The sequence below is a fragment of the Pseudarthrobacter leeuwenhoeki genome, assembly GCF_055412885.1.
This window is the reverse complement of sequence record NZ_JBVAYY010000001.1, coordinates 262,872-285,532: the sequence shown is the minus strand read 5'-3', so window position 1 is coordinate 285,532 and position 22,661 is coordinate 262,872. Positions and strand designations below refer to the sequence as shown.

At 68.7% G+C, this 22,661-nt stretch carries 23 protein-coding genes; 10 read left to right on the top strand and 13 right to left on the bottom strand.

Going from position 1 to position 22,661, the window contains the following annotated elements:
* Positions 1–232: 232 nt before the first annotated feature.
* Positions 233–1,519, top strand: a complete 1,287-nt coding sequence (xseA, locus tag ACZYX4_RS01410; protein ID WP_463873118.1) for an exodeoxyribonuclease VII large subunit — start codon at positions 233–235, stop codon at positions 1,517–1,519.
* Positions 1,520–1,580: 61 nt separating this feature from the next.
* Positions 1,581–1,811: an exodeoxyribonuclease VII small subunit gene (locus tag ACZYX4_RS01405; protein ID WP_463873116.1), complete on the top strand. Its 231-nt coding sequence runs from the start codon at positions 1,581–1,583 to the stop codon at positions 1,809–1,811.
* 14 nt (positions 1,812–1,825) lie between these two features.
* Here the strand turns inward: ACZYX4_RS01405 and ACZYX4_RS01400 are convergent, their stop codons facing one another.
* The 10 genes from ACZYX4_RS01400 to ACZYX4_RS01355 all read right to left on the bottom strand — a co-directional run bounded on the left by ACZYX4_RS01400 (position 1,826) and on the right by ACZYX4_RS01355 (position 11,410).
* A complete protein-coding gene (locus tag ACZYX4_RS01400; protein WP_463873115.1) occupies positions 1,826–2,680 on the bottom strand; it encodes a PPK2 family polyphosphate kinase in 855 nt (284 codons plus the stop codon).
* Positions 2,681–2,757: 77 nt separating this feature from the next.
* The gene (locus ACZYX4_RS01395) at positions 2,758–3,978 is read right to left on the bottom strand and encodes a pyridoxal phosphate-dependent aminotransferase (RefSeq protein WP_463873114.1); all 1,221 of its coding nucleotides are present in this window, start codon (positions 3,976–3,978) and stop codon (positions 2,758–2,760) included.
* Positions 3,979–4,076: 98 nt separating this feature from the next.
* Positions 4,077–5,039, bottom strand: coding sequence for an ABC transporter substrate-binding protein (locus ACZYX4_RS01390; protein ID WP_463873112.1), 963 nt, complete (start codon positions 5,037–5,039; stop codon positions 4,077–4,079).
* Positions 5,036–5,782 (bottom strand): ABC transporter permease, encoded by a 747-nt coding sequence (locus ACZYX4_RS01385; RefSeq protein WP_463873110.1) that lies wholly within the window; start codon positions 5,780–5,782, stop codon positions 5,036–5,038. Before ACZYX4_RS01385 ends, ACZYX4_RS01390 begins: the two co-directional genes overlap by 4 nt.
* Positions 5,779–6,513 carry an ABC transporter permease gene (locus tag ACZYX4_RS01380; RefSeq protein ID WP_463873108.1) on the bottom strand — a complete coding sequence of 245 codons (735 nt, stop codon included), beginning with the start codon at positions 6,511–6,513 and terminating at the stop codon, positions 5,779–5,781. The genes ACZYX4_RS01385 and ACZYX4_RS01380 overlap by 4 nt, the downstream gene beginning before the upstream one ends.
* Positions 6,513–7,607, bottom strand: a complete 1,095-nt coding sequence (locus tag ACZYX4_RS01375) for an ABC transporter ATP-binding protein (RefSeq protein WP_463873107.1) — start codon at positions 7,605–7,607, stop codon at positions 6,513–6,515. The genes ACZYX4_RS01380 and ACZYX4_RS01375 overlap by 1 nt, the downstream gene beginning before the upstream one ends.
* 342 nt (positions 7,608–7,949) lie before the next feature.
* Positions 7,950–9,104, bottom strand: a complete 1,155-nt coding sequence (gene rsgA / locus ACZYX4_RS01370; RefSeq protein WP_463873199.1) for a ribosome small subunit-dependent GTPase A — start codon at positions 9,102–9,104, stop codon at positions 7,950–7,952.
* Positions 9,105–9,453: 349 nt separating this feature from the next.
* Positions 9,454–9,906 (bottom strand): hypothetical protein, encoded by a 453-nt coding sequence (locus tag ACZYX4_RS01365; RefSeq protein ID WP_463873105.1) that lies wholly within the window; start codon positions 9,904–9,906, stop codon positions 9,454–9,456.
* Positions 9,907–9,978: 72 nt separating this feature from the next.
* Entirely contained in the window at positions 9,979–10,431 is a 453-nt protein-coding gene (locus ACZYX4_RS01360; RefSeq protein ID WP_463873104.1) for an NUDIX hydrolase, read from the bottom strand.
* Positions 10,432–10,477: 46 nt separating this feature from the next.
* Positions 10,478–11,410, bottom strand: a complete 933-nt coding sequence (locus tag ACZYX4_RS01355; RefSeq protein ID WP_463873103.1) for an N-acetylglucosamine kinase — start codon at positions 11,408–11,410, stop codon at positions 10,478–10,480.
* A gap of 37 nt (positions 11,411–11,447) precedes the next feature.
* Here ACZYX4_RS01355 and ACZYX4_RS01350 point away from each other — a divergent pair, with 37 nt between their 5' ends.
* Positions 11,448–12,506 (top strand): nitronate monooxygenase, encoded by a 1,059-nt coding sequence (locus ACZYX4_RS01350; RefSeq protein WP_463873101.1) that lies wholly within the window; start codon positions 11,448–11,450, stop codon positions 12,504–12,506.
* A gap of 128 nt (positions 12,507–12,634) precedes the next feature.
* On the opposite strand, the gene ACZYX4_RS01345 is transcribed toward ACZYX4_RS01350, so the two are convergent.
* Complete coding sequence (locus ACZYX4_RS01345) at positions 12,635–13,618, bottom strand: LysR family transcriptional regulator (RefSeq protein WP_463873099.1); 984 nt, start codon at positions 13,616–13,618, stop codon at positions 12,635–12,637.
* A gap of 90 nt (positions 13,619–13,708) precedes the next feature.
* On the opposite strand from ACZYX4_RS01345, the gene ACZYX4_RS01340 reads away from it, so the two are divergent.
* The gene (locus ACZYX4_RS01340) at positions 13,709–15,013 is read left to right on the top strand and encodes an MFS transporter (RefSeq protein ID WP_463873098.1); all 1,305 of its coding nucleotides are present in this window, start codon (positions 13,709–13,711) and stop codon (positions 15,011–15,013) included.
* On the opposite strand, the gene ACZYX4_RS01335 is transcribed toward ACZYX4_RS01340, so the two are convergent.
* Positions 15,003–16,166, bottom strand: coding sequence for a trans-sulfuration enzyme family protein (locus tag ACZYX4_RS01335; protein ID WP_463873096.1), 1,164 nt, complete (start codon positions 16,164–16,166; stop codon positions 15,003–15,005). The genes ACZYX4_RS01340 and ACZYX4_RS01335 overlap by 11 nt on opposite strands.
* A gap of 132 nt (positions 16,167–16,298) precedes the next feature.
* Here ACZYX4_RS01335 and ACZYX4_RS01330 point away from each other — a divergent pair, with 132 nt between their 5' ends.
* From ACZYX4_RS01330 to ACZYX4_RS01320, 3 genes are read left to right on the top strand one after another with little or no spacing between them, the layout of a single operon-like run.
* Positions 16,299–16,805 carry an Lrp/AsnC family transcriptional regulator gene (locus tag ACZYX4_RS01330; RefSeq protein ID WP_463873095.1) on the top strand — a complete coding sequence of 169 codons (507 nt, stop codon included), beginning with the start codon at positions 16,299–16,301 and terminating at the stop codon, positions 16,803–16,805.
* Positions 16,806–16,862: 57 nt separating this feature from the next.
* On the top strand, positions 16,863–17,132 hold the full coding sequence (locus ACZYX4_RS01325) for a UBP-type zinc finger domain-containing protein (protein ID WP_463873093.1): 270 nt from the start codon (positions 16,863–16,865) through the stop codon (positions 17,130–17,132).
* 43 nt (positions 17,133–17,175) lie between these two features.
* Positions 17,176–17,817 (top strand): NADPH-dependent F420 reductase, encoded by a 642-nt coding sequence (locus ACZYX4_RS01320; RefSeq protein ID WP_463873092.1) that lies wholly within the window; start codon positions 17,176–17,178, stop codon positions 17,815–17,817.
* A gap of 71 nt (positions 17,818–17,888) precedes the next feature.
* Here ACZYX4_RS01320 and ACZYX4_RS01315 read toward each other — a convergent pair whose 3' ends face one another.
* The gene (locus ACZYX4_RS01315) at positions 17,889–19,127 is read right to left on the bottom strand and encodes an MFS transporter (RefSeq protein ID WP_463873091.1); all 1,239 of its coding nucleotides are present in this window, start codon (positions 19,125–19,127) and stop codon (positions 17,889–17,891) included.
* 176 nt (positions 19,128–19,303) lie between these two features.
* Here ACZYX4_RS01315 and ACZYX4_RS01310 point away from each other — a divergent pair, with 176 nt between their 5' ends.
* The 3 genes from ACZYX4_RS01310 to ACZYX4_RS01300 all read left to right on the top strand — a co-directional run bounded on the left by ACZYX4_RS01310 (position 19,304) and on the right by ACZYX4_RS01300 (position 22,641).
* The gene (locus ACZYX4_RS01310) at positions 19,304–19,801 is read left to right on the top strand and encodes an Lrp/AsnC family transcriptional regulator (RefSeq protein WP_463873089.1); all 498 of its coding nucleotides are present in this window, start codon (positions 19,304–19,306) and stop codon (positions 19,799–19,801) included.
* 75 nt (positions 19,802–19,876) lie between these two features.
* On the top strand, positions 19,877–20,872 hold the full coding sequence (gene corA, locus ACZYX4_RS01305) for a magnesium/cobalt transporter CorA (RefSeq protein WP_463873088.1): 996 nt from the start codon (positions 19,877–19,879) through the stop codon (positions 20,870–20,872).
* Positions 20,873–20,913: 41 nt separating this feature from the next.
* Entirely contained in the window at positions 20,914–22,641 is a 1,728-nt protein-coding gene (locus tag ACZYX4_RS01300; protein WP_463873086.1) for an ABC1 kinase family protein, read from the top strand.
* The last annotated feature ends 20 nt before the right edge of the window (positions 22,642–22,661 follow it).

The window sequence follows — 22,661 nt, the reverse complement described above, 5'->3', positions numbered from 1 at the left end:
ATTCCTAGTCGATTGGTGGGTAGTGCCCATCCTACGGGTGGCGGCCTGCGGAACGATAAAGTCGGCCCCCGATGATAAAGCTATGGATAGAGTTGAAACCGACAAGTTCGAGTTGTCGGCCGGTGGCCCTTCCTGACGCGCAGGCGCCGGGGGACGCACCTGCCGACAGCCCCGCCCCGGCAAAGGACACCCACGCATATGCACCAGGCCAGCTCCGCCCCGGGACACCGGCATGTCTGAGGACGTCGCCGCAGCCACGACGGTTCCCGCCACGGCAGCGGAAACCAGCCCGGACAACCCCTGGCCGCTGCAGTTGCTGTCCCAGAAACTCAAAATGCACATCGACCGCGCCCCCTCCGCCTGGGTCGAAGGCCAGGTCATCGAACTGAACCGGCGCGGCACCAACGCTTACCTGACGCTGCGGGACATCGACGCTGAGATCTCCCTCCCTGCCTCCATCTGGACCAAGGTGCTGGACCGCCAGGAAGCCCCGCTGGAGCGCGGCTCCCGGGTGGTGGCCCTGCTCCAGGCGGAATTCTGGCTCAAGACCGGGCGGCTGAACATGTCCGTGAAGGACATCCGGCCGGTGGGACTCGGGGACCTGCTCGCCAGGATCGAGCGCCTGCGCCATGCCCTCGCCGCGGAAGGGCTGTTCTCCGACGCCCGCAAGAAGCGTCTGCCCCTGCTCCCCCACCGGATCGGCCTGATTACCGGCCGTGATTCGGATGCCAAGAAGGACGTGCTGCGCAACGCGGCGCTGCGCTGGCCCGCCGTCGAATTCGAAATCCGCGAAGTGGCCGTCCAGGGCAACACCGCCGTTGCGCAGGTCATCGCCGCGCTGCGCGAGCTGGATGCGCATCCCGGGGTGGACGTGATCGTGATCGCCCGCGGCGGCGGGGCCTTGGAGGATCTGCTGCCATTCAGCAACGAGGAACTCATCCGGGCGGTGTCGGACGCTTCCACACCGGTGGTCAGCGCGATCGGCCACGAGGCGGACCGGCCGATTCTTGATGATGTCGCGGATCTGCGCGCCTCCACACCGACCGACGCCGCCAAGCGGATCGTCCCGGACGTCGTCGAAGAGCTCGCCCGCGTCCGCCAGGCCCGTGACCAGCTCCGGCGTGGTGTTACCCGGTTGGTGGAACGGGAAACGGACCGCCTGGCCTCGCTGCGCTCCCGACCGGTGCTGGCCTCCCCCGATGTCATGGTCAGCATCCGCCACGACGACGTCGAACGGCTCAAGGGCCGCTCCCAGGCGGCGGTCACGGCCGCCGTCGTCCGGGCCGCCGACCAGCTGGTCCACCTCAAGGCCCAGGTCCGGGCACTCTCGCCGCAGAAGACCCTGGACCGGGGTTACGCCGTCGTGCAGCTTGCCGGCGGCGGCCCGGTTCCCGGAACCCGCCGGGACGTTGTCCGGCACCCTGACCAGGCACCGTCGGGCACCCCGCTGACCGTCCGTGTGGCCGGAGGCCGGTTCACCGCGGAGTCGACGGGCGGCCAGGAACCGGCCGAAGAGTAAGCCGCCCCGCCCTCCCACCCGAACCATCCGTCCTGCGGGACACAGCAAGGAGCAGCACACCATGACAGCAGAAACACAGCCCAACGCCGACATCGAGGGCCTCAGCTACGAGGAGGCCCGCGAGCAGCTCGTCGGCATCGTCACCAGGCTCGAAGCCGGAGGGGCGAGCCTTGAGGAGTCACTGGCGCTCTGGGAACGCGGCGAGGCGCTGGCCAAGCGTTGCGAACGGTGGCTCGAAGGTGCCCGCAAGCGCCTGGCCGCGGCACGCGACCAGCCGTCCCAGGCCGGCTAGGCGGCGCGGGCCGGTCAGGAACGCCCGACCAGTTCCCGTTCCAGCGCGACGTCCAGGTCCGGAACCGGCCACTTCAGCTTCAGTCCCTCCATCGCGTCCAGCAGCAACTGCTGGACGGCGATCCGGGCATACCACTTCTTGTTGGCCGGAACGACGTGCCATGGGGCAATCTCGGTGCCCGTCTTCTCGAAAGCCTTCTGGTACGCGTCCATGTAGTCGTTCCAGAACGCGCGCTCTTTCAGGTCAGTGCTGCTGTATTTCCAGAGCTTGGCCGGGTCGTCCAGCCGCGCGAGCAGCCGTTCCTTCTGCTCATCGCGGCCGATGTGGAGCATGACTTTGATGATCTTGGTGCCGGCGGACGTCTGCCTGGCCTCGAACTCGTTGATCGCGTTGTAGCGGCGCTCAAGTTCCTTCGGATCTGCCCAGCGGTGGACGCGGTGGATCAGGACGTCCTCGTAGTGGGACCGGTCAAAGACGCAGACCATGCCGGCGGCCGGCACTTCCTTCTCGACCCGCCACAGGAAGTCATAGGACTTCTCTTCCGGGGTGGGAGCCTTGAACGACTTCATCTGGACCCCGTGCGGGTTCATGGCGCCCATAACGTGGGTCACGATCCCGCCTTTGCCGGCCGTATCCATGGCCTGCAGGATCAGCAGGATGCGCTTGGTGCCACCGAAGCGGGATTCGGCAAAAAGCTGCTCCTGGAACAGGGCGAGGTTGTCATCCAGGTCGGCGAGCAGCACCTCCCCGTCGTTCTTGTCCCCCGGGTAGCCCGGAGTGGAGTCCGGGTCCGTGTCCAGCAGGTTGAAGCCTTTGCCCACCTTCAGGGTCTCAGAGGGGTGCTCCTTGAATCGGACGACGTCTGGCATCCTTTGCCTCTTTCCAGTTCGGGCAGCCTCCGTGAGGACCGCGGGACAACAGCCCGCGCTGAGCTGCTGAGCTCAGGCTAGTTCCCCTTGTACCGGCTCAGGAAGTCCGCCATGCGGTTGATTGCCTCTTCCAGGTCCTTCACGAGCGGAAGGGTGACCATCCGGAAGTGGTCCGGGCGGACCCAGTTAAAGGCCCGGCCGTGGGAGACCAGGATCTTCTGTTCGCGCAGCAGGTCCAGAACGAACTTTTCGTCGTCGCGGATGCGGTAAACCTCGGGATCGAGCTTCGGGAAGAGGTACATGGCGCCCCGGGCCTGTTGGGTGCTGACCCCGGGGATCGCGTTGAGCATGTCGTAGGCCTTGTTCCGCTGCTCGAGCAGGCGCCCGCCCGGCAGGATGAGGTCGTTGATGCTCTGGTACCCGCCGAGTGCCGTCTGGATCGCGTGCTGGGCAGGGACGTTGGCGCACAGGCGCATGTTCGCCAGCAGGCTGATGCCCTCGAGGTAGTCCGCAGCATCCTTCTTCGGCCCGGAAATGGCCATCCACCCGGCCCGGTAGCCGCACACGCGGTACGCCTTGGACAGGCCGCTGAAGGTCAGGCACAAAACGTCGTCGCCGGTCAGGCTGGCCATGTTCACGTGGACCGCGTCCTCGTAGAGGATCTTCTCGTAAATCTCGTCGGCGAAGAGGACCAGTCCGTGCTTCTCCGCCAGGGCGACGATCTTCTTGAGGGTCTCTTCCGGATAGACGGCGCCGGTGGGGTTGTTCGGGTTGATCACCACGATGCCCTTGGTGCGCGGTGTGATCTTCGCTTCGAGGTCCTCAAGGTCCGGCTGCCAGCCCGAGTCCTCGTCGCACAGGTAATGCACGGGCCGGCCGCCGGCCAGGGCAACGGAGGCGGTCCACAGCGGGTAATCGGGGGTGGGGATCAGGACTTCGTCGCCGTCATCCAGCAGCGCCATGAGGGACATCGTGATGAGCTCACTGACGCCGTTGCCCAGATAGATGTCATCCACGTGGATGTTCTGGATCCCGCGGGTCTGGTAATACTGCGAAACGGCGGTCCGGGCGGAGAAAATGCCGCGGGAATCGCTGTAGCCCTGGGCGTGCGGCAGGTGGCGGATCATGTCCACCAGAATCGCGTCCGGCGCTTCAAACCCGAACGGGGCCGGGTTTCCGATGTTCAGCTTGAGGATGCGGTGACCCTCTGCCTCCATCTGCTGGGCGGCCTGAAGGATCGGTCCACGGATGTCGTAAAGGACATTATGAAGCTTGGTGGACTGCTTGAATTCTGCCATTCATCAAATATGCCATATGCGGGATGTACTTCCGTCGAGGTCTGTCTCACAGGAGTGTCCCGCCGTCACAGGCGGGACACCCCTGCAGGACAGGTCTCTTACTTGACCAGTCCCTTGTCCTTGAGCCAGGCCGCCGCAGCGTCCTTGGGGTTCTGCTTCTGGCTGCCGCTGACCGCGCGGTTGAGGTTGATCAGGTCCTCGGTGGTGAGGACTTTGGAGACGGCGTTCAGGGTTTCCTTCGCCTTGTCCGTCATCTTGGCCGTGTTGTACAGCGGGAGGACCTGCTGGGCGATGAAGTTGTTCTTCGGGTCCTCAAGCACCACCAGGTCGTTGTCCGCGATGGACGGGGTGGTGGTGTAGATGTCGGCCACCTGGACCTGGTCCGCGAGCAGGGCCTTGAGCGTGACCGCCCCGCCGCCGTCGCTGAACGGCTCGAGCTTCTTCGGCACGCAGCCGTAATTCTTCTCCAGACCCGGAAGCCCGTAAGCGCGCTCGGCGAAGGTCGCCGGGGCGCCCACCACGATTTCGCTGCAGACCTTGGCGAGGTCCTCGATCGACTTCAGCTGGTACTTCTCCGCGGTGGCTCTGGTGACGACCATCGCGTCCTTATCCTCGGCCTTGGAGGCCTCCAGCACCGCCAGTCCCTCGGGCAGCTTGCCTGGCAGGGCCTGGTAGATGTCCTCGGCCGAGACCTCAGTGGCGTCCTTGCTGACGTGCAGCAGCAAGTTGCCGCTGTAGTCGGGGATGACATCCACCGACCCGTCCTGGACGGCCTTGAAGTAGACCTCGCGTGAACCGATGTTCGGCTTGGTGCTGGCTGTGACGCCGGCGCCGTTCAGTGCACCGGCGTAGAGCTCGGCGATAATCTGGCTCTCGGGGAAGTCGGCTGAACCGATGACGAGGGCCGAGCCCGAACCGGCGGTGGCTCCGCCGGTGGCGGGGGCCGTGGAGAGCGGATCGGATGAGCCTGCGCAGGCGGACAGTGCCATGGCCAGGCCGACGCTGGCGGCCAGGCCGCCGAATGCGCGTCTGCCGAGTGCTCGTTGGCGGGTTTCCTTCATGACGTACCTCCTTGAAGAACAGTCCCCGCGGGTACGGGGTCTGTGAGATCGACCGCAGCCTGCTGGCTCCGGTTTGGCTGGGAAGAGGTGCCCCGGGACAGGAACAGCCTCTGGATGAGGGCAAGGACAAGGTCGACGGCGATGGCCAGTCCGGCGATGAGCAGGGATCCGCCCAGCATCTGGGGGAAGTCGGAGAGCACGAGCCCGTCGAAGAGATACCGGCCGAGTCCGCCGAGGTTGATATAGGCAACCACCGAGACGGTGGCGATCGCCTGGAGCACACCGGTCCGGAACCCGCCGTACATAACGGGCAGGGCGTTGGGGAACTCGGCGCGGAACAGCACCCGGAGTTCCGTCATGCCCATGGCGCGCGCGGCGTCGACGACGTTCCGGTCCACGCTGGCGATGCCGGCATAGGTGCCCGCGAGCAGCGGAGGGACCGTCAGGATCACGAGCGCCCAGATCGGCGGCATGAGACCGATGCCGGCCAAGAGCACGAAGAGGGTGAGCAGGCCGAGCGTGGGCAGGGCCCGGAGGGCACCGGCAACGGCCACGGCGGCAACCCGCCCGCGGCCGGTGTGCCCCACGTAGAGGCCGATGGGGACGGCGATGGCCGTGGCGATCACCATCACCAGGCCGGTGTAGAGCAGATGCTCGGCCAGCCGTGTCGGGATTCCGGCACTGCCGGACCAGTTCGCCGGATCGGCGAGCCAGGCGAAGGTGTCAGTGACGACGTTGCTCATGCGGCGCCGCCCGCCGTCTGCGCGTCGGACAGCCGCAGCGCTGCGGCAGCGGTGCCCGTCTTGTCCTGGCCGGCGCCGGGATCCGTGCCGGTGGCCGCCGCGGCGCGGGTCCAGGGGGTCAGCAGCCGCTCAAGCAGGACCAGGACGGCGTCCATCAGCAGCGCGAGGATGAGGATGGCAATGATGCCCACCACCACTTCGGTGACGAAATCACGCTGCAGGCCCGAGGTGAACAGCATTCCGAGGTTGCCGATGCCGAGCAGCGCCGCGACGCTGACCAGCGAGATGTTGCTGACCGAGACCACACGCAGCCCGGCGAAAAGAACCGGCAGGGACAGCGGCAGGTCGATCTGCAGGAACCGTGCGAAGGGCTTGAACCCCATGGCGACGGCGGCCTGCCGGAGGTCCTCGTCCACGGAGTCGAAGGCGTCCAGGGTGGCGCGCACCAGGAGGGCGACGGCGTAGATGGTCAGGGCCACGACCACGTTGACGGGGTCCAGGATCCGGGTTCTGAGGACGGTCGGCAGGATGATGAACAGCGCCAGGGACGGGATGGTGTAAAGCAGGGACGAGGCTGTCAGGACCACGGAGCGGAGTCCGCGGTTCTGCCGGGCGAACTGGGCCAGCGGGACGGCAATGAGCACCCCGAACACCATCGGCAGGATGGACAAAACAAGGTGCTGGCCCGCGAGACTGAGGACCTGCCCGCTGTTGGCCAGGAACCACTCCATCAGCGCGCACCCTGGCGGACATGGCGGTCCGACGTTATGACGGCGAGGACTTCCTCGGCAGTGATGACCCCGGCGACGCGGCCGTCCTCATCCACGGCGACGCCGCGACCGGAGGGCGAGGACAGGGCCGCATCAAGGGCGCGGCGGAGCGTCTCGCCCTTGCGGAAGAGGGATCCTCCGGGAACAGTCGCGGTGCCCTTGCCCGGACCCGACCAGCCGAGCGGTCGCAGGTTTTCGTCGACCACCAGCTGCCACTCGCCGGAGGCGTGGCCAGCACGCGCAAGTTCATCGGGGGTGATTGTCGGGGCCGGGTGCACGGTGACGCCGTCGGACGGGCTGAATGCCAGGTGCCGGAAGCCACGGTCCCTGCCCACGAAGGACGCCACGAAGTCGTTGGCCGGGGCGCGCAGGATTTCCTCCGGAGCGGCGTATTGCGCCAGTTTGCCGCCGAGGCCGAAGACTGCCACCTTGTCCCCAAGCACTGTGGCCTCGTCAATGTCGTGGGTGACGAAGACGATGGTCTTGGCCAGGTCGCGCTGGAGCCGGAGGAGTTCCTGCTGCAGCTCCTCGCGGACCACGGGGTCCACGGCGCTGAAGGGTTCGTCCATGAGCAGCACGGGAGGGTCGGCGGCGAGCGCCCGGGCCACCCCGACACGCTGCTGCTGGCCGCCGGACAGCTGCGAGGGGTACCGCTTGCCCAGCGCGGATGCCAGCCCGACGACGTCGAGCAGTTCCTGCGCGCGCTTCCGGGCCTCGGCCTTGGACACACCGTTGAGCCGGGGAACGGTGGCGATGTTGTCCAGTACGGAACGGTGCGGCATCAGCCCTGAGGACTGCATCACGTAGCCCATGGACCGGCGCAGCTTTGCCGCCGGCACCGCGGTGATGTCCTGGCCGTCCACGGTGATGGTTCCGGACGTCGGCTCGACCATGCGGTTGATCATCCGCAGCGAGGTGGTTTTGCCGCAGCCCGAGGGTCCGACGAAGACCGTGACGGCGCCCTTGTCGATGGAGATGGTCAGGCAATCGACGGCGGCCTGGCCGCCCGGGTACTGCTTGGTGACGTTCTGGAACTCGATCATGGCTTCAGCCATTTCCGGGGCTTACCTTTTCTGTTGGCGGCAACATCGGACCCTCCAGCCAACTGATCATAGACACGCTGATTTTTGACTGTAAAGCAGGTAGAACTCAGCCTAACCAGCACGGCTGACAATGTCAGGGATATGTCGGGGTCGCTGTGGCCGACGTAGTGATTCGCAGGGCAGGCGATTTTGGATGGGTGCCGCGCGGAAAAACTTCCCGCAGCACCCCTCCAGTACCCTGCGGCGGACCCAACCATGCAACGCGGGGTCACTTCGCGCCCATTCGAGCGGGCGCAATGGGCGCGAAGTGACCCCGCGTTGCTCCTTGGCACTCCGCTTAGCGCTCAGCGACGGTCAGCGTGTCCGCCGGCCGCCCCCTGTGGACCCGCCCCGGCGCTGCCGGCCGCGCTGCGCGCCCTCGTTGGCAGCGGCCTCGTAGCTGTCCCGTTCTGCCGAGCGCTGGCTCTTGCCAGCAGCGGAAATCTGCTGGTGCCACTCCCGTGCGAAGGCGCGGCTGGCGGCAGCATCGTGCCGTCGGGCCAGGGCAGCGAGTTCGCGCTGGAGTTTCTGGTAGCTCTCCCAGCGGCGGCCCTCGAGGGACCCGTCCGCGAGCGCGGCCTGCACGGCACAGCCGGGCTCGCGGCCGTGGGCGCAGTCGGAAAACCGGCACTGCGCGAAGAGTTCCTCAAGGTCGCCGAACATCTCCGTCATCCCGCTCTCGGCGTCGAACAGCCCGAAGCCCCGGACCCCGGGAGTATCCATCAGGACGGCGCCCCCGGGGAGGGGCACGAGCTCGCGTGAGGTGGTGGTGTGTTTGCCCTTGCCGTCGCCGGCCCGGACTTCCCCCGTTGCCTGGACCTCCGCGCCGGCGAGGGCGTTGATGAGGGTGGATTTGCCGGACCCGGAGGGACCCAGCAGCACGAGGGTGCCGCCGCGCGGGAGGTGGCCCAGCAGTTCCTCGAGTCCGTCGCGGTGCTCCGCGGAGGTGGTGACCACCGCGACGCCGGCGGCCTGGAGAATCACCTTGCCGACGACGTCGTCCGCGAGGTCGGCAAGGTCAGCCTTGGTGACGATGACCAGCGGGGTGGCTCCCGAGTCCCAGGCGGCGACGAGGGTGCGTTCGAGCCGGTTGTGGGTGAGCGGCCGGTCCACGGGCACCACGACGCCGACGACGTCCATGTTGGCGCCGAGGACCTGCGTCTCCGAGGAGGCGTCAAAGGCCCGTTTGCGGCTCAGTTCCGAGTGCCGCGGCAGGATCCCCGCAATGGCGGGCTCCCCCGCGGTATTGGATCCCAGCCAGACCCAGTCGCCGGTGGCGGGCAGCTCCCCCCTGCCGGGATACGGCACATGGACGGTGGTGTCGTGCGTGGCGACCAGGACCAGGTTGCGGTCCACGCGGATGACCCGGCCCGCCCCGGTGCCGCCCGGTACGGGATGGGCCGCGAACCGTTCGGCGACGGCTGCGGTGAAGCCGTACCCGGCTGGACCCGCGGGGAGGTTGGTGGGGATGGGGTGGGTGGCGCCGGACGCGCCCGGACGTGCAGATGAACTAGTCAACGAAAACCCTTTGATGGGCCCCGGTGCACGTGCCGCGCTGCGGGTGGAATCTGGCAGCTGTGGCGGCTAGTGGGTGCTGATGGCCGGGGCAGGAATGATGGCCTGGCTGATGCTGGCGCGCAGTGCGCACCGGAGCGTTGCAGTCATCGTCTCCACCTCCCCGCTATCGCTTTCGGCTTTTCTGCCGGTTTCAGAATAGCTGGATCCGCGCTCAATGGCAGTGAAATTGTCCTGCCAATTGGCCCGGCGCTTCGGGTGCGATAAGAACCGTGACTAGCTGCAGCGCCGCCACTCACCGGGGTTAGTCGCAGCCGCCTCCGCCGTCGCCTCCGCCATCGCCGCATCCGCTGTCCCCGCCCGAGCCGGATCCGCCGTCGCCGTGGTGTCCGCTGGGTCCGGTGTTCGCGGTGCGCGGGGCCAGTGCGCCGAACAGCAGCACACTTGTGGCATTCGGGTCTCCTCCCGCTGCTGCGAACGCTGCCCGACGACTGCGACCCAGAAGCCAGATGATCCCGAGAAACAGGGCAAAGGACAGTCCCATGCCTCCGACCATTGCTGCTGTGGTCCCCGAACCTGACTCATCGGTGTTGAAGGCATTGATCAACTTCCCGCCGAAAAAGAATCCGACGGGGACGGCGAAGATCAGCCTGCGCGCCAGCGCCCAGCGGAGGCTTGAAACGGGAACTGGAAGCTTTTTGAACCGGCGGCTGCGCGTGCCCTTACCACGGCGCACCGCAATCTTCGACTTTGCCATGACCCCCACCTTACGGCCGGCGGTCCGGGACAAGGCTGCGGCTCGGATGCCCCGGCGCTGGCTAGGAAAGGGTCAGGAGAGTTGTCCGTTCAGCGGCCGCTCGCGGTGGAGCCGGAGTGCGGCGTCGACGAGCGAGACCTTGTTGAGCCTGGGAACGTCCTCCAGTGCGATCCAGTCCGCGTGCGTGGTGCTGCCGTTCACCTCGTGCCGCAGTTCCCCGCCGGTTATCGTTGCTTCGTAGATGAGCCGGAGGGACTGGAAGTCCCGTTCGCCGCCGTCGATCCGGATTTCGGCGGGCCAGTGGCCGACGTCGATCCCCAGCATGGCGCCGACCTCGGCGTGATAGCCGGTTTCCTCGTAAATTTCCCGGCGGCAGCCATCGACGGGGTGCTCGGCCAGGTCCAGCCCGCCGCCCGGCAGGGTCCAGCCTTCCTTGCCCCCCTGCTTCCAGTACGCCAGGAGGATGGCGCCGTCGCGGATGATGACCGCGTAGGCAGCGGGACGGGTGTCGAAGTTCAGGCTCATTCCTCCAGCGTAGTGTCCCGTCAGCGCAGGAGCCTGACCGGCCGGGTCAGCCCTGCTCAGCCACGAGCTGGAGCACACCAAAGACAGGGTCCCGCTCCAGGACGCGGACATCGGTGATCCCCTCGGCGGCCAGTGCGTTGCGGAAGGATTCCTGCAGGCGGGCGACGTTCATGCCCAGTCCGCTGCCCAGGATCACCGGGCCGTCGATGCCGAGCTTTCGGACCGTCTGCAGCGCCAGGGCTGCCAGGTCCCGTCCGGCCTGGTCCACGAGGTCCTGGCTGGCGGCGTGGCCGGCGGCGGCCGCGTCGACCACGAGCCGGGCCCTCTCGGCCCAGTACCGGCGTCCGGTGCCCGGTGAATGGAAGAGCGCGATCAGCTTATTCGGGTCATCCACACCGCAGGACCCCAGGAGGGCGGTGGTCAGCGCGTCGGGTTCCAACCCCTGGTTCATCCGCCGCAGGCTGTGGCGAACCGCCTCGCGGCCCAGCCAGTAGCCGCTTCCTTCGTCGCCGAGCAGATAGCCCCAGCCGCCGGCGCGGGCCTCCTCGCCCCGGCTGTTCCGGCCCCAGGCGGCCGAGCCCGTTCCGCCGATGACGGCGACGCCGGTGCTTGCGCCGCCGGCCGCCAGCAGGAGCCGTGAATCATGGACCACGGTGATCCGGGCGTCCGGCACGTGCGGCGCGATCAGGGCAGCGAGCGCGGCGGCGTCCTCGTCGGTATCGATGCCGCCCGCTCCCGCATAGACCTGGGCGACCGTTCCGCCGCCGATCCGGGCGAAGAGCTCCGCGAGGTGCAGGGCCGCCTCCTCGCGGCTGACGTTCTGGACGTTGGAGCTGCCCACCGATTCGTCGGCCACGGCGGTGCCGTCCTCGAAGCGGACGCCGCGGGTCTTGGTCCCGCCGATATCGAGGCCGATCACGGCGGCGGGTGCGGTCGGGGCAACGGGGTCCGCCGCCGGCGGGATGTCAGAATGAGTCACCGGAACAGCCTACTGAATCCTCTTCAAGGAGTGAGCCTTGCCACACGCGATCTTTGGTACCCGCATTGTTGCCGCCCCGATGGCCGGCGGGACCTCCACTCCAGCCTTCGTGCAGGCCGTGCATGACGCCGGCGGCCTGGGCTTCCTGGCCGCCGGCTACAAGAGCGTGGACGCCATGCAGGCGGACATCCGCAGCGCCCGGTCCTCCGGGACACGTTTCGGGATGAACGTCTTCGTTCCCGATCCCGCCCAGCTGCCACCGTCCGCAGACGTGCAGGCGCAGCTTGAGGACTACCGCGCCCTGCTGCGGGCGGATGCCCTGCGGCACGGCGTGGAGGTCCCGCCGCTTCGGCTCGACGACGACGACCACTGGCAGGGCAAGATCGACGCGCTGCTGGCCGATCCGGTGGAACTGGTCAGTTTTACCTTCGGGCTGCCCGGGTCCGATGTTGTCCGGGCGCTGCAGCGGTCCGGCTCCGCCGTGCTCGCCACCGTCACGACGGTGGCCGAGGCGCTCGAGGCCGCCGCGCAGGGCGTGGATGCGCTGGTGGTGCAGCATGGGAGCGCCGGCGGCCACAGCGCGGCGTTCTTGCCGGGCGCGGCAGAGCCCGACGCCTCGCCGGATGCCGGACGCGCTGAGGGCCAGCCGGGCACGACGGCGGAGCTGCTCGCCCGGGTGCGGGCCGCCGTCGGACTCCCGCTGCTGGCGGCCGGCGGCGTGATGGACCGGGCGGGGCTGGAGGAGGTGCTTGCCGCGGGGGCGCAGGCCGCCCAGCTGGGCACCGCGTTCCTCCGCACGCACGAAAGCGGCGCCCGGCAGCTGCACAAGGACGCCCTCGCCAGCCCGCACTTCACGCAGACCCGGCCGACGAGGGCTTTCACCGGTCGGCCCGCCCGGGCGCTGGTCAATGAGTTTGTCCGCGACCACCCCGACGCGCCGGAGTCATACCCCGCCGTGCACCACCTCACCGCTCCCCTGCGCGCGGCAGCGGCCGCCGCCGGGGACGCGGAACGGCTGAACCTCTGGGCCGGGACGGGCTGGCAGCGGGCGCGGGCCGGTTCCGTCGCGGAGGTCATGGCGGGACTGCTGGACTGACAGCCTGGCACGCCAGGCTGCCGCACGCCCCTGCACACCGCCGCGCTGCACACACCGGCACACCGCCGCACGCCGGGGTCAGGCGGCGGGGCCACGGGCCGGCTCAGGCGGCGGGGCCCCGGGCCGGCTCAGGTGCCGGAGCGTCCGCGGACGAACCCGGCCAGAAGGGCGGGACCTTCGCTGAGCACCAGCTCCCGGAACAGCCGCACCGGGTCCGGCTCGGTGTCCGTTCCGCCCCGGCGTTCGCGCCAGGCCAGGCCGATCTCCCGGAAGGCCAGGCCTGAATCCAGGGCAAGCTCCACCCAGCCAAGGTCACCGGACTGCCCCGGGGTGTGGCGTCCGGGGGCCGGCCCGCCGGGCGGGAGGATACTCACGCCGAGACCTGCCGAGACGAGTCCCCTGGCCGTGTGGGAATCCTGGCTCTCGAAGGCGATGCGGGGCCGGAAACCCGCCTCCCGGAACAGGGCGTCCGTCAGCGAGCGCATGCCGTAGCCGGCGCCCATCGCCACGAACGGGTCCTGCCGGATCTCCGCGAGCCCCGCGCTGCGGCGCTTCGCGAGGGGATGCCGGTGGTGGACCACAAGCCGCAGCGGTTCCCGGTAAAGGGCGGCGGAGGAGATCAGCCGGCTCGGCACCGCGACCGGGGCAGTCAGGGCCAGATCCGCATCGCCGGCGGCCAGTTCCGCCAGGCAGCCGTCCCGGGCACCCTGGCTGAGGTCGAAGGCCGGCTGGGGATGCCGGCTGCGGAAGGCGCTGATCAGCAGCGGCAGCATCGCCTCCCCGAAGGTGTGCTGGAACGTCACCGCGATCCGGCCGCGCACCACCTCCGACTCGTGCCGGACCAGGTCCAGTCCGGTCCGGAACTCTTCCAGCGCGGCCTCGATGTGGGGCAGGAGCGCCTTGGCGGCGGGCGTCAGCCGCACGCCCCGGCCATCACGGATCAGCAGTTCCGTTCCAATAATGCCGCTGGCCCGGGCGATGCCCCGGCTGACCGTCGACTGGGGCAGTCCCAGCACTTCGGCGGTAGCGGTGATGTGCTGGGTGCGTCCGAGTTCGGCCAGCAGGGGCATCAGCGGCAGCAGCTGGACCAGCTGTTTGTGTTCCACGTCCATGGCCCGTCCTCCAGATCGTTCCGAATTTGCTATTAATTCTATGAGAATCATGCATTGGATGCATGTCTTTCGACAGCCTATTCTGGGAAGATGCCCCGACTTTCACTGCTCCGCCGCCCCGCGGCCCCCGGCCCGGTGCGGCCGCTCCCTGCCGGCGGCAGCCGTGCTGCCTGGCCGGGACATCCGAAGGGGTCCGCGGCCTACCGGAAGATTCTCGCGGGGCTGGCGTTCGCCGGCGTCGCCACCTTTGCCCAGCTCTACTCCACCCAGGCCGTGCTGCCGATGATGGCGGCGGAGCTCCAGGTCACGGCGGCCGAGGCGGCGCTCACGATCTCCCTGGCGACAGTGGGGCTGGCCGTGACCGTGCTTCCGTGGTCCTTCCTGGCCGACCGCATCGGCCGGGTCCGGGCCATGATGTGGGGCATTTCTGCCGCCACGGTCCTGGGCCTGGCAGTCCCGCTCGCTTCGAGCTTCCCGATGCTGCTGGGCCTGCGGATGCTCGAAGGCATGGCACTGGGCGGCATCCCCGCCATCGCCATCGCCTACCTCAATGAGGAGGTCGACAAGGCCCACGCCGCGATGGCTGCCGGAACCTACGTCGCCGGCACCACCCTGGGCGGGCTCGCCGGCCGGCTGCTGGCCTGCTTTGTCGGCGAACTCTGGGGATGGCGGGCCGCAGCCCTCTCCGTATCAATCCTGGCCGCCGTGGCGGCAGCCCTCTTCCTGGTCCTGGTGCCGCAGGCCCGGGGCTTCACGGCCGCGGCGGCGGGCGGTTTCCGCGGGGCCTTCCGGACGCTGGCGGGCCACGGCCGGAATCCGCGGCTGCTGGCCCTCTACGTCCAGGCCTTCCTGCTGATGGGCGGCTTCGTGGCCGTCTACAACTACCTTGGCTTCCGGCTCACCGGCGAACCCTTCAGCCTTCCCGCCACCATGATCAGCCTGATCTTCCTGGCTTACCTCTCCGGAACGGTCTCGTCCCGCTGGGCCGGCGGACTGGCGGCGCGGTTCGGGCGGCGCACTGTGATGATCGCGGGGACGGTGCTGATGGTGGCGGGCCTGGCCCTGACGCTCACGCCGCTGCTGCCGCTCATCATGGCGGGCCTGCTGCTGTTTACCGGCGGCTTCTTCGCGGCGCACAGCATCGGCGCCGGCTGGACCGGCGTGATCGCCACGACCGGCCGGGCCCAGGCGGCGTCGCTCTACAACCTCGCCTACTACCTCGGATCCAGCGTCATCGGCTGGGCCGGCGGGCTGGTCTTCCAGACGCTCGGCTGGACGGCGCTGGCCCTGACCGTGATCGGGCTGGCCTGCACGACGGCGGTGATCACCGCCGTCGTGCATCCCGGCCGGCCGGCGCCGGCGGTTGGGGCTCCGGCAACGGGCGTCAGCGGGTAGTTTCGATGGCCTGCACGAGGTCGGCCACGACGTCGGCCGGGTCCTCGAGGCCCACCGACACACGCAGCAGGCTGGCATGCGGCCTGGCGTCGGCGGCAACGGGCCGGTGGGTCAGCCCGGCCGGGTGCTGGATCAGGGTGTCGATGCCGCCGAGTGAGACCGCATGGGTGATCATGCCGACGGCGGACGGGACCCGTTCGGCGTGCCCGGCGCTGCCCACCTCGAAGGCGAGCAGCGAGCCGGGACCGGACATTTGCGCCCCGATCAGCCCCTGCGGATCGCACTCGGGCAGCCCCGGGTAAAAGACGCGCCGGACGAGCCCGTGCCCGGCCAGGGCGGCGGCGACCTTCTGCGCGCTGGCCTGCTGCGCGCGCACCCGGACGGGGAGCGTGGCCAGGCCGCGGTGGAGCAGGTAGGCCGGCCAGGGCGTGAGGATGCCGCCGGTGACGGCCCGGATCTGGCGCAGCCTGGTGGTCCACTCGGGAGCCGCGGCCACCACCCCGCCCATGGCGTCGCCGTGTCCGCCGAGGAACTTGGTGGCACTATGCAGCACCATCGCGGCGCCGTGCAGATAGGGCCGCTGGAGGATTGGGCTGGCGAAGGTGTTGTCGACCAGGAGCGGCACGCCGTCGGCGGCGGCGGCCACGCGGGCGATGTCGACGAGCTCCAGGCTCGGGTTGGCCGGCGTCTCCAGGATCACCAGGCCGGTGTCGGGGCGGAGCGCCGCATGCACAGCCTCCGGGGTCGTGAACGTGACGTCGTTGCCGAGCACTCCCGAGGCCAGCAGGTAGTCGCTGCCGCCGTAGAGTGGCCGCACCGCGACCACGTGCTTCTTTCCGGTGGCGACGACGGCGAGCAGGACGGCGCTGAGCGCCGCCATTCCGGTGGCGAACGCCACGGCCTCCGGGGTGTCCTCGAGGACGGCGACGCCTTCCTCGAACCGTGCCACGGTGGGATTCCAGAGCCGCTGGTAGACGGTGCTCTGCCCCTCGACGTGGGTGCCGCCTGTGGCCATGTGCTCATAGGCGAGACCGCCGTCGTGCACGGAGGGCAGGGGCGCCGTGGTGGACAGGTCGATGGGCACTGCGTGCACACCCAGTTCAGTGAGTCCGTTGCGGCCGGCGTGGACGGCCAGCGAGTCTTGAGAAAGCACCTTGCTCCTTATGAATATTCACCGTTGAATGCCGCAAGTATCTGGCAATAATTCGGGGTTTTGTAGGGGCCGCGAATGGAAGTGTCGGTATGCGCCGTTTATGATGAACTGACAAACCATCAAGGAGGATCCGTGAGCAGCACTGCGAAGAATCTTCGGCCGGGAGCGGGTGCCGGCGAGCCGCTGGACGCTATCGACGAGCGCCTGCTCGCGGCACTCGTGGCCGATGCCCGCATCTCCAACAAGCAGCTGGCCGAGCTGGTCGGCATCGCGCCCTCCACGGCCCTGATGCGCACCCGGGCGCTCTCCGAGCGCGGGATCATCCAGGGCTTCGAGGCGAAGCTGAGCCTGTCCGCGATCGGCCGCTCCGTGCAGGCCCTCATCGCCGTCAGGCTCCGCGCCCACGACCGCGAACAGATCGACCGCTTCACGGCCCGGGTCCCGAAGCTTCCTGCCGTGCTCTCGACCTTCCATACCTCGGGCTCGGTGGACTATCTGCTGCACATCGCCGTCGCCACCACCGAGGACCTGCGCGACTGGGTGCTGGACAATCTGGCCACCGACCCGGTGGTGGGCCACACCGAGACCACCCTCGTGTTCGACCACATCCAGGGCAACCAGGGCCCGCTGCCCGACTAGCGGTTCAGCGGCGCTGTCGCGCCGTGGTGGGAGGGACGGGGCGGCCTCCGGGAGGGTGTGGCCCAGCCGGGCGGGGTCTGCGCGCACCTGGAGTCCGCGGGGGTTCCCGGGGTTCCGGATAACCCGAATTGCGCGGAATGCGTCCGGGAAGGTAGGACGCCGGTCCACCTCAGAATGTGCCTGGCCTGCGGCACCGCGGGGTGCTGCGATTCGTCGCCTGGAACCCATGCCTACAAGCATTTCGCCGCGACCGGCCATCCCGTCATGCGGAGCATCGAACCGGGCGAGCACTGGCGCTGGTGCTACGAGGACGACCTTCCGGGCTGACAGCGGCACGAAATATCCTGGGCCGGCCCGGCGTTGGCCGGACATGACAACAATAGGAATCATCGGTGCAGGACATATTGGCAGCCAGCTAGCTCGCAAGGCGGTGCAGCTCGGGTACGACGTCGTGATCAGCAACTCCCGCGGGCCGGAAACCCTCACGGAGCTCGTCGCGGAGCTGGGCCAGCACGCCCGGGCAGCGACGGCAGCCGAGGCGGCAGCGGCGGGCGACTTCGCCGTCGTCACCGTGCCGCTGAAGAGCATCGGCGCCGTCCCCGTGGAGCCACTGGCCGGCAAGATCGTGCTTGACACGAACAACTATTACTGGGAGCGGGACGGCCGGTTCCCGGCACTGGACAACGGCGAGACCACCACCTCGGAACTTCTGCAGGAACATCTGCCCGGGTCCAAGGTGGCCAAGGCATTTAACCACATCATGTCCACGCAGATCAGCACCGACGGGACACCCGCCGGCTCACCAAACCGCCGCGCGCTTGCCACCGCCAGCGATTTCCCGGAGGCTGCGGAACTCGTCACCAGGGTCTATGACGAGTTCGGCTTCGACACGGTCAACATCGGCCCGCTGTCCGAGAGCTGGCGTGTGGAGCGGGACCGCCCGGCCTATGGCGTGCGGCAGGGCGCGGCCGATCTCAAGGAGAACCTGGCCCGGGCGCCACGCACCATCTAGCCGTTCAGCGGCGCCGTCGCGCCGTGGGGGGAGGAAGTGCCCCGGCGGCGGTTCAGGCCCGCCGGGGACCCTCAGGCGCGGCGCAGCGCCGCGCGCAGCGTGATGGCGGCGAGGGTGGCCCCGGCGATCGAGCAGAGCACCACAAAGCCGGCCACCGCCGCCTGCAGGCCGACGACCCCCTCGGCGAACCCCAGCCCGATGACGGGGAAGGCGCTGCCGAGGTAGGTGATGACGTAGACGGTGCTGATGATCTGGGCGTGGCGGGCAGGTTCGACCTTCCCGGCCACATCGTTGAAGACGGTCCGGAAGGACACTCCCTGCCCCAGGCCCGCGGTGATGCTCGCGAGGATCAGCAGCCAGGGACTGCTCCAGGCGGCGGCCGCGGCGATCAGCAGCACCGACACGGCCAGCATGCCCAGTCCGATCGGCACGACGAAACGGCCCCGCACGGCGAGGAGCTGGCTGAGCGCGGAGGACCCGAGAGTCAGTCCCGCCAGCAGTCCGATCAGCGGCCGCGAGTCGGCGTGGACGATCTGGGCGAAATAGCCCGGCGCCAGGGACAGGCAGAAGCCGAAGACGGTGAAGCTGAGGAACCCCACGGAGGACGCCAGCCAGAAGGCGCCGCGCGCCTCACTGGACACCGACGGCCGGCGGGGCGCCAGTACACGCAACGGCTGCGGACCGGCGACCGATGTGATGGCCGGACGGGCCTTCAGCAGGTACAGCGGGACCAGCAGCGCGGCCAGGACCAGGGAATGCAGGTAATACGGCGTGGTGGTGGGTCCGGGCAGCAGCGAGAGCACTCCCCCGATGGCAGGGCCGGCCGCCACACCCCCGGCGGACGCCAGCAGGGTGAACCGCGAGGCCCACTCGGGGCGGCTGGGCAGCAGCTCCCGCAGGGCCGCCGAGCTGGCGCCGGTGGCGAGCGCCACGGCTATGCCCTGCAGCGCCCTGCCGGCACACAGCGCGAACAGGCTGTCCGCCATGGCGAAAACGGAGCCGCCGGCGAGTCCCGTGAGCACCGCGAGGACCAGCGCTGCCCGGCGGCCGATGTGGTCCGACCAGTGGCCCGCCAGGATCAGTGTGGCCACCAGCGCCAGGACATAGGCGGAGAAGGCCACGGTAATACCGAAGGCTGTGATGCCCAGTTTGGCCTGCAGCAGCGGGTACAGCGGCGTGGCGAGATTCGCGCCGACCAGCAGCGTGAAGATCACGACGCCGGCCATCACCAGCCGTGCCGTGGTGGAAGCATCCCAGCCCCAGCGCTCTGCCGTGGCGGGGCGCATGCGAAGCTCACTGTAGACCGTCATGACCTTTTGCCCTTGCGTGGAAGCGGGCCGCGTGTTCCCTGTGGTGGGGGAATCGCCAGCCCGTACTGATTCGATACTCCCAGAATGGCGCATGGCTGCCCGCTTCAGTCACATTCCATGGCAAAATTGATCAAAACAGTCAATCAGCTGCTGTCCAAGTGAACCGGAGTGACGATTTGAACAGCCTGGACCCCACCGACCTGAAAATCCTGCTGGAACTGATCCGGGACCCGCGGATCCAGATCGGCGATCTTAGCGAAAAACTGGGCATTGCCCGCAACACCGCACAGTCCCGCGTCCGGCGCATGCAGCGTTCGGGTTTGCTGCACGACGGCGGCCGCGAGATCGATCTTGAAGCGGTGGGCTACGACGTCGTCGCCTTTGTCACAATCGAGGTCACCCACCGGGAACTCGACGGTGTGGTGGGAGCCCTGCGCCTGATCGCCCAGGTCCTGGAAGTCCACGAGATCTCCGGTCGCGGCGACGTGTGGTGCCGGGTGGTGGCCACCGACACCCACAACCTGCAGGCCGCCCTGCGCTCCATTCTGCGGATCAAGGGCGTGATCCGGACCGAGACCGTCCTTGCCCTGCACACCCACATCCAGTACCGCACCGAACCGCTGATCAGCAGGCTGGCGCAGGGCAGTTCGCCGGCCCCCGCCAAGGCGAAGTGACCACTGCTGCCCGGCTGACCCGCGGAACGGCCGGCCCCGCGCGGCCACGGCCGCTGGAGACGGGATAATGGGCCCGTGACTATCATCGATAACGCCGTCTACGTCGACGGTGTCCGCAGCGCCGAGCCGCAGAGCCTCGAGCAGACCTTTGAGACCCTGAGCCGGCACGGCGGGATGGCGTGGATCGGCCTGTACCGGCCGACGGAGGACGAAATGTCCGCGGTCGCGGCGGAGTTCGGGCTGCACAGCCTCGCCGTGGAAGACGCCATTTCGGCCCACCAGCGCCCCAAACTCGAACGCTATGACGACATCCTCTTCACGGTGTTGCGGCCCGCGCGGTACCTGGATGCGACGGAAACCGTGGAATTCGGCGAACTCCATGTGTTCACCGGCAAGAACTTCGTCGTCACCGTCCGGCACGCCGAAACCGGCGGGGTGGCGCAGGTACGGCAAAAACTGGAGCAGCGGCCCGACCTCCTCTCCCACGGCCCGGAGGCTGTGCTTTACGCCGTGATGGACCAGGTGGTGGACGACTACGTCCCCGTCGTGGCCGGCCTGGAGAACGACATCGATGAGATCGAGGACCAGCTGTTCAGCGGGGACTCCGCGGTCTCGCGGCGGATCTACGAACTGGCCCGCGAGGTCATCCAGTTCCAGCGCGCCATCCACCCGCTCCCCGCCATGATGCAGCTGCTGCGGCGCGGCTTCGAGAAGTACGAGGTGAAAGCCGAGCTGCAGCACAACCTCCGCGACGTCGAGGACCACGTGGAGCGGCTGATCTCCCGTGCCGACTCCTTCCGGGACCTCCTGCAGAACGCCCTCACCCTCGACGGCACACTGACGGCCAACCGGCAGAACGAGGCCAGCGCCGTGCAGAACGAGCAGGTCAAGAAAATATCGTCCTGGGCGGCCATCTTCTTCGCCCCGTCCATTGTCGCGGGCATCTACGGCATGAACTTTGACGGGATGCCCGAACTGCAGTGGAGCTTCGGCTACCCGATGGCCATCGGGCTGATGGGCACCACAGCCGCCCTCATGTACGCCGTCTTCAAGAAGAAGGGCTGGCTCTGACCGGCGGATCCGTTCGGACTGCCCGCGTGTAGTCTGGCGTCATGAGCGCACGGCGGGACCGGCTGCGGGACATCGTGGAGACCCTGACAAGGCACGGGCTGGGCTTTGCGCTGGAAACCCTTGGGCTGGACAGGCTCCGGCCCGCGGACGGGGTCCGGGCCCGGGCCCGGGTCCGGGCCCGGGCCCGGGACCGGCGTCCGCCCCGGGGGGTGAGCCTGCCGGTGCGCGTCCGGCTTGTCCTGGAAGACCTCGGCGCTGTCTACATCAAGTTCGGCCAGATCGTGTCGACGCGCACCGACGTGCTTCCGCCGGAGTACGCCACCGAGCTCGCGAAGCTCCAGGATGCGTCCGCGCCCATTGCGGCCACCGAGGTGCGCGCCGTCATCGCCGAGGAACTCGGCACCGCGGCGGACCGGCTGCTCGCGTCGCTGGACGATGCTCCCCTCGCCACCGGTTCCATCGGCCAGGTCCACTGCGGCCGGATCGATCTGGGCCCGGAGGACGCTGCATCAGGCCTCGCCGGGGGCGCGGACGCCGGCGGCCGGCGCGTCGACGTCGTGGTCAAAGTCCGCCGGCCCGGCGTCGTGGCGCAGATCAATGAGGATCTGGAGATCATGGCCGAGCTGGCCAAACGGGCGGAGCGGGCCTCCACGAGGGCCGCCGGAGTCCACCTGGCGGCCCTCGTCGATGAGTTCGCCCAGACCCTGCGCGCCGAACTGGACTACCTGCAGGAAGCCCGGAACGTGGAGCACTTCGCCGTGAACTTCGCTGGCGACGTCCGCGTCCACATCCCCCGGGTCTTCTGGGACACCACCACTTCCCGGGTGCTCACGCTGGAGCGGATCCGTGGCATCAAAGTCAACGATGCGGCCGCGCTGCGGGAGGCCGGGACCGACGCCGGGGAGCTGGCCCGGCGTGCCTGCGACGTCCTGTTGAAGATGGTGTTCGAGGACGGTTTCTTCCACGCCGACCCGCATCCGGGAAACTTCTTCGTGGAGGCAGACGGACGGCTTGGCATCATCGATTTCGGTATGGTCGGCCATATCAGCGACTCCACGCGCGATCAGCTGGTCCGGATGCTGGCGGCCGTTGTGGACCAGGACGCCGCCGGGCTGACCACGGCCCTGGTCCGGATGTGCGGGGCGCAGGCGAGCGGCGGCTTCGGCGGATTGCAGACGGACCTGGGGCGGCTCGTGGAACGGTACGCCGGACGGCCGCTCGCGGAGATTCCGATCGTGGCGGTACTGGCGGAGCTGGCGGCCCTGCTGCGCGAGTACCGGCTGCGGCTGCCGCGGGAAACAGCCCTCCTGTTGAAGATGCTGGTGATGGCGGACGGACTGGGCAAACAGCTGGATCCCGGGTTCGAGCTGACTACGCAGCTGGGACCCTTCTCGCAGCAAATGATCCTCGCTTCGATGTCCCCCGAGGCTCTGGCGGACCGGCTGAAGAAGCTCGGAAGGGAAGCCCTGCGCTTCGGGAGGGATGCGCCGGAGATCATGCGCCGGGTGGTGGATGTCCTGGAGCGCGGTGGCATCGACATTCATTTCCGGGCCGAAGAGCTGGACCGGCTGATGGACAAAGTGGAGAGGACCGGGAACCGGATCGTCGCCGGAATGATCACCGCCGCCCTGATCAACGCTGTTGGCGAGTTGGTGGCCGCCCAGCCGGACCGCTGGCGGAACTGGCCGAAAACCCTCTTCACCGCGGGGATCGGCGGCGTCGGCGCACTGGGGGCCTACCTGGCACTGACCTCCCGGCACCGGAAGTAGCGCTGCCGCGCACCGCCGGG